Source organism: Adhaeribacter terreus, from assembly GCF_042657365.1.
GTDB classification, from domain to species: Bacteria; Bacteroidota; Bacteroidia; order Cytophagales; family Hymenobacteraceae; genus Adhaeribacter_A; species Adhaeribacter_A terreus.
The window spans coordinates 97,400-109,207 of the sequence record NZ_JBHSKT010000009.1 but is presented as its reverse complement, the minus strand read 5'-3'; the positions used below and the strand labels follow the sequence as shown (position 1 = coordinate 109,207).

Here is an 11,808-nt window from a genome sequence, read left to right as displayed (position 1 = left end):
TTTTTATTGCAGCTTGGTAAATTTCAGCGTTTGGATGGTTTTACCGGCGGTTTCAAGTCTGGCAATATAAACTCCGGAAGGAAATTTATACGCATTTTCCCAAGCTACATCCTGTTTTCCGGAAATTACTTTTCTGAGATCGATCCGGTCTATTTCCTGGCCAAGCAAATTGCTGATAACGAGGGTTTGCGCGTTATTTTTCGGGCTGAATCTGAATGTAACGGAAGTTGCGAACGGATTGGGAAATGCGGTAAATGCAGGATCGAAGCTGGTGGTATTCTTAATTCCTAACGGGCTTGCCACGACTTTAATGCCATATACCTGCGTTACCGTGCCGCGAACAGGGCAGGCATCGTCTTTGATCATTATCGGGAAATATATGATCTTGTTGCTGGCAACCGGCGGAGCCTGCCAGGTGATGACGCCGGTTGGTCTTCGGCCGCCGCTGGAAGTAAATCTAAAACCAGAAAGGGCCGGACCAGGCATAAAAGTAGTCAGGCTATCGGAGGCGTTGTTATCGTGGGTGGCAAATTTAAAGATCAGATCGCTGCCTGCCTGCACTTCAATAATTCCATTGGGCCCTACATACTGCCCGTTGGCTGTTGCTTTACTTACGACCGGATTTACGTTTGGCGCATTGTTAACAATGTAAACCGGAATGTTGCGCTGCGCCGTGCTTACTTTGGTCATTACGCCATTTATTTTCTTATAAGCAGATGCCTGTACCACTACCGCGTAAGCATTATGTTCGGGGTTGGATGAAGGCACAAATACATTCGGCACAAAAGAAAGCAGGCCGGTATTCGGATCCAGGATCATGTTGGTAGCCGTTGGAATTGGTTTGGTATAAGACAGCCCCGATGCGTAAACCAGCGGCATATTAAAATCTTCGAGGGCGGGCTGAAGGGAATACACCAGGGAATCTGGCTCATAATTTTTCCGCTCTTCGGTTAAGTTACTGATGGTGGCCGGAACATTTACCGTAACGAACATATCTGACGGCGCTACAAAACCAGGCGAACTATTACTACCGGCATTGGCAGCTGTATTTATGTAAGCCTCCACGTATAAACAGGAATTCCGGGCATCGGGCAGGTTGGCAAACCCTGAACGGTCGCAATTTCTTACACTCAGCAACCAGTCGTTACATTGCAATTGCGCAGGCGAAAAAGAAAACGTGGCACTATACACCGACATTCTCAGGTTTATTAACGCATTGCTGGTACAGTAATTTCCGGTAGTGGCGCAATATGGGTTCAGGCTTTGGCTGGCAATGGTCTGAAGTTCGGAGGTAAATGTGGTGCCCGTGTTGCAACCCGGCGCTTTTAAATTGAACTCAATGCTTGCCGGCGGAATAGTAGACCGGCAATCGTAAAACACTTTATAGGTGGCCAGGTAAATGTTGGGCGCTAAACCCGTATATTCGATCTCTCCTCCTATTAAATGCGTGGCCTGGCTGTTTTTCGCAAAGCCGAAAAGCACCAGAAAAAGCGAAAAAACAACGGTAAATTTTTTCATATCTCAGAAAGGATAAAAACCAAACGAACCTGCTTTCAGAAATTTCTATTATTTCAGGCAAAATTCCAAAAATATCTGTAAATAAACTACATACGAACCAGACACCAAAAAAAGCCGGACCGTTGCCTGGTTGTTTAAAGTATTGCAATAAAAATTCCCGGTGCAGTTTCCGGCCTTTCTAATATGCCTGGCGAAAAGGCTCCTTTAAGAGTTTTTGAGGCTAAAACCCTACCATTTTTTTTTTAATCAGCGCTTCGTAAATTTCAGGGTTTGGATCGTTTTATCGGAGGAAATAAGTTTGGCAACGTACATTCCGGCAGGATATTTTTCAGCGTTTTGCCACGCAATATTTTGTTCGCCGGATGCAGCCTGATCTAATAATATTTCATCAATCTGATGGCCTAATACATTGCAGATCACAATGCTTTCGGCTTTGCCTCTTAGCTCGAATTTAAAACGCACGGCATTGGTAAACGGATTCGGATAAGCTTTAAAACCGGGGTTGAAATGTGCTTCAGCATTCATACCCAGCGGGCTTGCCAATAATTTTACGCCATAAACCTGGGTAGTTACCCCTCTGGTTGGGCAGGCATTATCCATAACCATAACCGGGAAATAGAATATCTGATCAGTGGCAACTGGTATAGTAGTAAACACCAGAATACCGTCAGGCCTGTTATTCAAAATTAATGAATTGAATGTATTTGGCGGAAAACCGGGAAATTGCAGATCAGGTAAAACAAGCGTTAATTGATCACCGGCGTTTGCGTCGGCGGTGCTGAATTGAAAATTTAATACGTTGCCAGATTGGATCGGAACTACTTCATTTGCCTGAACTGGCTGCCCGTTGGCCGTTACATTTATCAATTCCGGATTGGCGTTAGCGGGGTTATTCACGATAAAAATTGGCAGATTCCGTTGCGAAGCACTTACTTTTCTGGTTATTCCGTTCACTTTCCGGTATGCTGCGGCTTCCACTACTACGGTATATGCATTGGGCGTTACAGCATTGCTATGGTAAACATTGGGCGTAAAAGTCATCATACCGGTATTTGGGTGCAATGTTACCCCTGAACTGGTTGGCAATGGCTGGGTGAAAGTCGTATTTGCGGAATAATTCAAAAGCACATTAAGATCATTTTTTGCCGGTTTTAAGGTGTAGGCAATGGAATCTTCCCGCGTATTATTCTGAACAGCCTGATTATTGTAAGTAGCGGGTGCATTCACGTTAAAAACTAACGAAGATGGCGGCAAAAACTCCGGAGAACTTGCCTGTAAACTGCCAGTGAACGCCGTTAAAGTAGCTTCTAAATAAAGGCAGGCATTCTGGGAAGGCTCGATATTGGCTACCTCGCTTTTCGCACATTCTTTTACACTTAAAATCCATTCCGCACACTGGAACTGAGCAAGCGAAAGGGCGAAAGTTGCCGTGTAAGTAGCTACTCCAAACTGCCGGTTTCCACTGCAGCTGGCATTGCTTCCGCCATTAATATAGATCACGTTGTTGGTTTGGCGGTTGGCTGTAAGCGGAAAACCTACGTTGCAACCCGGAGACCGCAGATTAAAAGTAACATCGGAAGCAGGAACAATGCCGCCGACTGGTTCATAGTAACTCTTATAAATAGCCAGGAAAACCCCGGGCGAAACGGCTTCATAGGAAATTTCTCCACCGTAAATGTGGGTAGCCTGGCTCCAGTGCGTGATGAAACTGAAGATACCAACAAGCAAAAAGATAGCAGTAATATTTTTCATAGGCGCAGGTAAATTACGTTCGGTTTGAACAAAGGCAACACACAGGTCCGGCAGACAAATATAATTCGGAATTAACTGATAAACAGTTGCCTTACGTTACGAATTTATTTTAAGACAAAAAAGCCTCTCCAAATTTCTTCGGAGAGGCTTTTGAGTTTTTGGGGCTGAAACCCTACCGTTTTTATTGCAGTTTCGTGAATTTCAAGGTTTGAATGGTTTTATCTTCTGAAATGAGTCTGGCTACGTAGGTTCCGGCGGCGTATTTATTAGCATTCTGCCACTGCACTTTTTGCTCGCCTGAGCCTACCGTTTTCAGCGGTATCGCATCTATTTGCTGACCGAGTAAATTGAATATTGCGATAACGCGGGCAGTAGCCGGTTGGCTGATCCGAAAATTAATAGCATTGGAAAAAGGATTTGGGAAAGCTGTAAAACCGGTATTTGCTGAAACATCCTTTGCAATTCCTAACGCTTTCTGCATATTTAAGCCTACCATTTGGGTGGCTACGCCTCTTACCGGACAAGCATTATCTTTCACAATGATCGGGTACCAGTGCAGTCCTTCATTGGTAAGGTTCAGGTTTAAAGTACCAGTAGGATTTTTACCGCCGGTAGTAGTAGGAACCGGTAAATTCGAACCCGGATCATAAATAGAAACCGTATCGGCAGTATTGGCATCGGCGGTAGCAAACTGAATGGTCAAATTATCACCAGAAAAGGCATCTACAATTCCGCTTACCGGTAAAGGCTGGCCATTGATTGTAATATTTGTAATTTCCGGATTCTGGTTTGGTGCAGTATCTAAAATAGCAACCGGGTAGCGCCGTTGCGCGGAAGTTACTTTGGTCATTACGCCATTTATTTTTTTGTAGCCGCTGGCTTCTACTACCATAGCATAAACGTTATTGCTAAAGATGGGAGGCACGTTATTGAAAACATTTGGGGTAAAACTCAATAAGCCGGAAGCCGGATGGAAAGTTATAGGCGCGCTTGAAAGAATGGGGTTGGAGAAAGATGTACCATTGGTATACGTAATTGGCGTATTTGCATTTTCGAGGGCAGATGTTAAGGCATAGCCTAAAGAATCGAGGCCGCCCGGGTACCTGTCTATTGCCATATTCGGAATGGTTACCGGCGAATTTACCGTGTAATGCAAGGTGGTTAAGCCCAGAAAGGCGGGTGAACTAATGTTGTTTCCGGGTGCAGCTGTATTTAAATAAGTTTCCAGATACAAGCAAGGAAATCCGTCGAGGTTAACCATTGGCCCTATGGAGCAATCCTGTACGCTTAAATAATATTCCGTGCACTGAGCAGCAACCGTAAAAGTAGCCGTATAGGTTGTCTCTAAAAGCTTATAAAGACTAGGAACACCACAAGTATTTCCGTAGGAAGGGCAATACGTTTGAATAACTTTATCGGTACTACCTTTACTTGCGGTAATAACCTGATCTGGAACGCAACCGGCCGATTTCAAATTTAACTGCCAGGTTTGCGGTGGTCCGCCTGAAGCATTACAATCAAAATAAGCTTTATACTCGGCAACATAAGTTCCAGGCGCTATACAGGTGTAGCCAATTTCGCCGCCTAAAAAGTGCGTTGCAAAACTTTTGTTACTCAGAAGGCAAACGCTAAGCAAAAGGAACAAAAAAGTAGTATTTTTCTTCATAGCAGTAACCGGTTAGTTTTAAATGGAATAATTATTTACATATTACTAATTAGCAGATACAAAGCGCTTTACAACAAGCATTGCAAACATGTTAAATATTAACTATATAACAAAACACCCTCCGGAATTCCCGCCGAAAGGTTGTTTTGATGCAAGCGTTGCACTGCCAGATATAGTGACTTAGCAGTTTTTTGGGCTTCTACCCTACCGTTTTTTATTGCAGTTTGGTGAATTTCAGGGTTTGGATGGTTTTATTGGCAGAGATCAGTTTGGCTACGTAGGTTCCGGTAGCAAATTTATCGGCGTTTTGCCATGGCACTTTTTGCTCGCCGGGAGCAGCATTCATTAAGGAAATCGCATCTACCATTTCACCTAATAAGTTATAGATAACCAGGTTTTCAGCTTTATTGGTATTGTTAAACCTGAAATCCAGGTGTTGGGAGTATGGATTTGGGTATGCTGTAAAGGTACGAAATGCCTCGTTTTCATCTTTTACCGACATAATATTACCGACTCTAAGCCTTACTGTATAAACATACTGTTTTGGCGTTGGCGAACTGTTTTCCTGTAGCGTTAACGTAAAAACATAAGCGCCTGGCTTTACATGCGCCGCTGTGGGAGTCCAGTTAATGGTGGCCGTTTGTTGCAAGCCATTATCGGTAGTAAAAGCGGCGCCGGGCAAAACGGTTGCAGCGTTGGAAATGATAGAAACAGCATTGCCGGAACCAGCATTTATGCTGCTTAACCGGAAATTAAACGAAGAACCAGGCTGAAGCTGAATTTCCTGATTTAGGTCTACGCGGGCGATATTTAAGGAAATATTGCCTGGTTTATTAACCCGGATCTTAACATGAAAATTAATAACGCCCTTAATTGGCACCGCATTATCTTCGATCTTTACCAATACCGTATACGGCTCTAAATTTACATCTGTAGCAGCCGGTATCCAGTTAAAATAGGCAGTTTGTTGCTTTGCATTGTTTACCGAAAAAGTAGCTCCTGCCAAAACTGCCATAATGTTTGAAGTAACCCGCACTGAATCTGTAATATTCGGGTCGTAAGTGTTCAAAACCAGATTCATAGTATCGCCGGGAAAAAGTTCTATAATAGAGGTATCGTTTTTAGGCAGGTTGTTTAGCGTAAAAGATCTTCCCGGAGGAGTATTGCCTTGGGCAAACATTGAAAGATTACAAACCAGAAACAATAGCAGGAACGAGAGATTTTTTTTCATAACATTTAAAGTTAAATGGCAGGTAGGGTTGCATAGGCACGTAATTAATAACAAGTCGGAAGAAAGTTAGTAACCGTTGCCTATTGTTTGAAAAATTCCTGCAATAAAAAAAGCCTCTCCAAATTCTATCGGAGAGGCTTTTGAGTTTTTAGGGCTTTTACCCTACCGTTTTTATAAGTGAATTACTTCGCCGTAAGCAGCTGCTGTAGCTTCCATAATGGCTTCGCTCATAGTTGGGTGCGGGTGAACGGCTTTGATAATTTCGTGGCCAGTCGTTTCCAGTTTACGGGCAACTACAACCTCGGCGATCATTTCAGTTACGTTCGCGCCGATCATGTGCGCGCCTAACCACTCGCCGTATTTGGCATCGAAAATCACTTTAATGAAACCGTCTTTGGCACCGGCGGCGCTGGCTTTACCAGAAGCCGAGAACGGGAATTTACCTACTTTAATTTCGCGGCCTTGTTCTTTGGCTTGTTTCTCGGTTAAACCTACCGAAGCAACTTCCGGTGAGCAATACGTACAGCCCGGGATGTTGCCGTAATCAAGCGGCTCTGGGTGGTGACCAGCAATGGCTTCCACGCAGATAATTCCTTCCGCAGATGCAACGTGCGCCAATGCAGGACCTTTCACGATATCGCCGATCGCGTAAATGCCGTCGATGTTGGTCTTGTAGAAATCGTCCACTAAAACGCGGCCTTTGTCGGTTTTAATGCCCATTTCTTCCAGGCCTAAACCTTCCAGGTTGGTTTGAATCCCTACTGCAGAAAGAACGATATCGGCATCAATAACCTGTTCGCCTTTGGCAGTTTTAACGTTCACTTTGCAGCCTTCGCCTTTGGTATCTACGCTGGTAACTTCAGAAGAAACCATGATATCGATGCCGGCTTTTTTCAGCGATTTTTCGAGTTGTTTCGAAACATCTTCGTCTTCTACCGGCACAATGTTCGGCATGAATTCTACGATAGTAACTTTGGTACCGATGGCGTTATAGAAGTAAGCGAATTCCACGCCGATAGCGCCGGAACCAACTACCACCATGCTTTTCGGCTGGTTTTCCAATACCATAGCCTGACGGTAACCGATGATCTTTTTACCATCGATCGGCAGGTTTGGCAGCTCGCGCGAACGGGCACCGGTTGCTAAAATAATGTGGTTCGCTTCGATTGTTTCTTTTTTACCGTCGTTATCAACTTCCACTTTGCCTTTGCCGGTAACTTTACCGAAACCCTGGATATGATCGATCTTGTTTTTGCGGAACAAAAACTGAATGCCTTTGCTCATGCCGCCTGCTACGCCTCTTGAGCGTTCTACCACAGCTTTAAAATCTACGGAAGCATCGGAAACGTTGATGCCGTAATCTTTGGCGTGCGTTAAATATTCATAAACCTGCGCGCTTTTCAGCAATGCTTTGGTCGGGATACAGCCCCAGTTAAGGCAGATACCGCCCAACTCCGCTTTCTCAACCACGCCTACTTTCATGCCTAACTGCGACGCGCGGATGGCCGCCACGTAACCGCCCGGACCGCTGCCAATAACTACTAAATCGTATTTCGATGCCATAATTTCTGGTTTAATATTTTGCGGACAAAGCTAAGGGAATTCAGGCATTTCGCAAAATTGGCCGAATGGCTTAATTGTTAAATGGTTAAATTGTTGATTGTTTTATAAATAGTGTTGAAATCAGGAAGAAAGTCGTAGCGTGTAAAAAAAATGCTATACTTTTTGGGTTGAAAACCATAGCATTTTTCATCTTCCGGAAATTTACGTAACTTCCTGTTATCATGGCAAAAGCGAAATTACATATTACTATTCCGGAGCCCTGCGAACAGGACTGGAACATGATGACTCCGCAAGGCGACGGACGGTTTTGTGATGTTTGTCAGAAATGCGTGATCGATTTCAGCACCAAAACTGACCGGGAAGTAATTGAGATTTTCAGCCGTAGCAACCATAAAGTTTGCGGACGTTTCCGGGAAGACCAGTTAAACCGGAATATGATCCTGCCGCAGCATGCGAGAATATCAGGCTGGCGTTTGTTTGCCCTGACTTTTGGAGCCCTTTTCGCTACCGATTTTGTGCATGCGCAAACTACCAAACCGAAACAAACCGCTTCAAAAAATTACGCTTCGGCTAAACCTGCGCAGCAAACCGGTAGATTTCTGGTTATAAGCGGCACGGTTAAAACCCGCAATGGAGCCCCCTTGATAGAAGCATTTATCGGCTTAAAAAATAAACCGGGCATTCTTGCTTATACCGATAGTCTGGGAAATTTCCGGTTCAAACTTCCAGAGAACTGGATCACAAATTCGAAGCAGAAAAGGGTAGTTTTAACGTTTAGTCGCGTGGGGTTTCATTTGTATGAGCAACCGGTTTCTACCCTGAAGAATCACACGTTTGCCATTACGCTTGATGCTTTGCCGGAAGAACCTAAAAAGGAAGAACCAAACTTTGAGGTCATTGCCTATACGATAAGAGAAGAAAAGCATTTTACGGGAATACCGGTCCGTCATGTTGAAAATATTGTTTTACCTGCCGACAGCTATTACAAGATGAAGCACGACCTGAAAGATTAAATTCTGCGTTTTAAAATAACTTCTGCATAAACCAACTGACCTTCGCGCTTCAATAGCAAGGTAATTTTCCGACCGGGATAGGAGTGAAAAATGCGGCTGATCTGGGTTAAATTCAGTTGTGAAACCGGCATCATATCCAACGTTAAAAGTTCATCGCCAGCTAAAATACCGGCTTCAGCAGCCGCGGAATTCTCGTGCACGCCTGTTACGCGATACGTACGAAAATCTGGTGCAACCGCTACCAGATCGAGGCCGCACAGATCGTATTCGAAAGGTTTATCTAAAGGAATGCGCTGTTTTAAACAGAGTTTCTGGTGCGGATAATCGAACACAACCGCAAAGCGCTTCAGTAATTCCAGACCCAGCGTACCATTGCGTTTTACCGAAGTTTTGCCCAGCAAAGCCACAGAATCCGGGAAAGAAGACAACAAATGCGGAACCAGGTATTTCCCGAGTCTCAGCTTTTCGATCCTTACTAAATATCCGTTTACCGTTCCGGCCAGACCAATTCCTAATTGCGCCCGGAGCGTTTTTGCAGGCAATTTCAAGCGCGGGTCAGAGGCCGTTTCGAGGGAAAGCGCAAACCCGGCGCCGGTATCAACCAATAGTCTTACAGGAACGTTCTCGTTTTGCACCTGAATTTCAGTTTGCAGATATGGTTTATTTCCTTCCAGCGAAAGCGGCAAAACCTCATAATTTCTTTCCGGCTTATAAGTTTCCGGCTCAAACAGTTTCAGTTTCAGAGTGCTGAAATTGGCTTCTACCACAAAACTGTTGAAAAAATCATACCCCAGAATGCCTGCAACCGGAATGCCCACGTAACTTCCCAGGTTCAAAATATCTTCCGAAAGCACGGCAAACGTCAGGTTCTCAGAAACAATACCCGGCAATTCCACTTTCAGATCGGGCGTGTAAAATGCGTGCAGGTCTGAACCTTCGCCTACACCGGCAATTCTCAGCGCCGGTCCGCGCGAAAACCTGACAGAATCCTGCAAACCAGCGTCGGTAATAATAGAAGTGTTTACGCCGGTATCGAGTAGAAAATTATAAGGACCTTTGCCATTCAGTTTTGCCTCCACGATCATTAAATTCCGGTGCAGCTGAAACCGAAGCGTTTGTTTTTTCCTGCCAGAGGTAAATTTAAAAGCCTGCGCCTGCGTTGGTAATTCCGAAAAAAGCCAGAACCAGAGAACAAAAAGCCACCACAGGTTTTTCCGCGGAAAACCGTAGCGTTTTATACTAAAAAAGTGCTTTACCAGACTTTCCAAGTTGAATGTTATTTCCGCAATAATTTGCAGATTTTCAGCAGCATTTCCTACATTTTTTACGCTGAAACGGTAGCGTTTTCGGGGTAAAAAGTAAAATCGTCCGGAAGCGGATAAAGTGGACATTAAAGAAGTGTGATTCTATTTGAAGGAATAATAATTTAATCTATAAAAAGAAGTAAAGCTGGTTCAGGTTTTCAAGCCTGGACCTTTAAATGAGCTGAAGTTTGTAATTTCAGTGAGGCGCAGCCTCAGCAAAACTACAGAAGCATTTTCAAAGGCAGCTAATTGAAATTTAGCAATGGGGTTTTAGTTCTTCAGATAACGTGGTCCTCCCCCTACCCCCTCCGAAGGGGGACTTTTTTCTATCTACTTCTAATTTTATTCTGAAGTATTTTATAGAAACTGCAGCTTTTTGAGGCTTTGCCTCACTGAAGTTACAAACTTCAGATCATTTGTAGGTCCAAGTTTGAAAACTTGAAACAGCAGGAAAATTCAAACTATTTTTCAAACTGAAAAAAGTAAAACTGAAATTTCATTGCCGGTGGTTTTAACCAACCGCCAACTTTTTTACCTTTGAGGTTATGAAAGTATTAGAAGGAAAAACAGCTTTAATAACCGGCGCCTCCAAAGGAATTGGCCGCGCCATTGCCCAGAAATTCGCCGATATGGGTGCGAACGTGGCATTTACGTATTTGAGCAGCGTGGAAAAAGGCCAGGCGCTGGAAAACGAACTGAGCGCCGGCGGTGCCAAAGTAAAAGGCTTCCGCTCCGATGCTTCCGATTTTAAACAAGCCGAAGAACTGGTTGAGAACGTGGTAAAAGAGTTCGGCAAGCTGGATATTCTTGTAAACAATGCCGGCATTACCCGCGACGGCCTTTTAATGCGCATGACCGAAGAGAACTGGGATGCCGTGATCAACACCAACCTGAAATCGGTTTTCAATTTAACCAAAGCCGCTACCAAGCACATGATGCGCGCCAAATCCGGTTCCATCATCAACATTACATCTGTAGTAGGCATTAAAGGCAACGCCGGACAAGCCAATTACGCCGCTTCCAAAGCCGGTATCATCGGTTTCACCAAATCGGTAGCTTTAGAATTAGGCTCCCGGAATATCCGCTCCAACGCCATCGCGCCAGGCTTCATCGAAACCGAAATGACCGGCGAACTGGATGCTGCTGTGGTAGAAGGCTGGAAACAGGCTATTCCGTTAAAACGTGCCGGCTCCGGCGAAGACATTGCCAACGCTGCGGTTTTCTTAGCCTCCGATCAGTCTGCTTACATCACCGGACAGACGCTGCAGGTAGATGGCGGTATGCTGACATAGTTGTTGGTTGGTGGTTGTTAGTTGTTGGTAATACAATAACTTTTAAGTATTTCAGGTTGTATAGGAAGGCTGTTTAATAGTCGATAACTCTGAAATATACAACGACCTTATACTAATCTTGAAGTTTGGCAAAAATGCCGGGAGTTGGTAACGGATATTTATCAGTTCTCGGCATTTTTCCGAAAGAGGTAATCTTCGGTTTAACCAGCCAGATTCGCAGAAGTGCCGTTTCAATTCCTTCAAATATTGCAGAAGGCTGCGGCCGAAACTCAACGAAAGACACGTTACAGTTTTTATTTATTGCCCGAGGTTCGCTCTATGAATTGGCAACGCAACTTTATCTAGCGCTGGATTTAAAATACTTGGAAGAATCAAAATTTCAGGAAACAACAACCAAACTTACAACCTGCAAAAAATTACTGAACGGATTTATTAACTATTACCAGCAACTAAAAACTTAATTTTGGTT

The 11,808-nt window shown here is 44.2% G+C and carries 9 protein-coding genes; 3 read left to right on the top strand and 6 right to left on the bottom strand.

Annotated elements, in window-relative coordinates; all coding sequences use genetic code 11:
• Positions 1–3 precede the first annotated feature (3 nt).
• The 5 genes from ACFPIB_RS14690 to lpdA all read right to left on the bottom strand — a co-directional run bounded on the left by ACFPIB_RS14690 (position 4) and on the right by lpdA (position 7,730).
• Positions 4–1,518: a T9SS type A sorting domain-containing protein gene (locus tag ACFPIB_RS14690; RefSeq protein WP_378018220.1), complete on the bottom strand. Its 1,515-nt coding sequence runs from the start codon at positions 1,516–1,518 to the stop codon at positions 4–6.
• A 246-nt stretch (positions 1,519–1,764) separates the two neighbouring features.
• On the bottom strand, positions 1,765–3,270 hold the full coding sequence (locus tag ACFPIB_RS14685; RefSeq protein WP_378018219.1) for a T9SS type A sorting domain-containing protein: 1,506 nt from the start codon (positions 3,268–3,270) through the stop codon (positions 1,765–1,767).
• A 181-nt stretch (positions 3,271–3,451) separates the two neighbouring features.
• A complete protein-coding gene (locus ACFPIB_RS14680; RefSeq protein ID WP_378018218.1) occupies positions 3,452–4,936 on the bottom strand; it encodes a T9SS type A sorting domain-containing protein in 1,485 nt (494 codons plus the stop codon).
• Positions 4,937–5,150: 214 nt separating this feature from the next.
• A complete protein-coding gene (locus tag ACFPIB_RS14675; RefSeq protein WP_378018217.1) occupies positions 5,151–6,167 on the bottom strand; it encodes a T9SS type A sorting domain-containing protein in 1,017 nt (338 codons plus the stop codon).
• Positions 6,168–6,338: 171 nt separating this feature from the next.
• The gene (gene lpdA, locus ACFPIB_RS14670; RefSeq protein WP_378018216.1) at positions 6,339–7,730 is read right to left on the bottom strand and encodes a dihydrolipoyl dehydrogenase; all 1,392 of its coding nucleotides are present in this window, start codon (positions 7,728–7,730) and stop codon (positions 6,339–6,341) included.
• A gap of 221 nt (positions 7,731–7,951) precedes the next feature.
• Here lpdA and ACFPIB_RS14665 point away from each other — a divergent pair, with 221 nt between their 5' ends.
• Complete coding sequence (locus ACFPIB_RS14665) at positions 7,952–8,743, top strand: peptidase associated/transthyretin-like domain-containing protein (RefSeq protein WP_378018215.1); 792 nt, start codon at positions 7,952–7,954, stop codon at positions 8,741–8,743.
• On the opposite strand, the gene ACFPIB_RS14660 is transcribed toward ACFPIB_RS14665, so the two are convergent.
• Positions 8,740–10,134 (bottom strand): aspartyl protease family protein, encoded by a 1,395-nt coding sequence (locus ACFPIB_RS14660; RefSeq protein ID WP_378018214.1) that lies wholly within the window; start codon positions 10,132–10,134, stop codon positions 8,740–8,742. The genes ACFPIB_RS14665 and ACFPIB_RS14660 overlap by 4 nt on opposite strands.
• Before the next feature lie 458 nt (positions 10,135–10,592).
• Between ACFPIB_RS14660 and fabG the strand changes: the two genes are divergently transcribed.
• Both fabG and ACFPIB_RS14650 read left to right on the top strand, forming a co-directional pair.
• Entirely contained in the window at positions 10,593–11,339 is a 747-nt protein-coding gene (gene fabG / locus ACFPIB_RS14655; RefSeq protein ID WP_378018213.1) for a 3-oxoacyl-[acyl-carrier-protein] reductase, read from the top strand.
• Between the two features lie 134 nt (positions 11,340–11,473).
• Positions 11,474–11,800, top strand: a complete 327-nt coding sequence (locus ACFPIB_RS14650; RefSeq protein WP_378018263.1) for a four helix bundle protein — start codon at positions 11,474–11,476, stop codon at positions 11,798–11,800.
• The last annotated feature ends 8 nt before the right edge of the window (positions 11,801–11,808 follow it).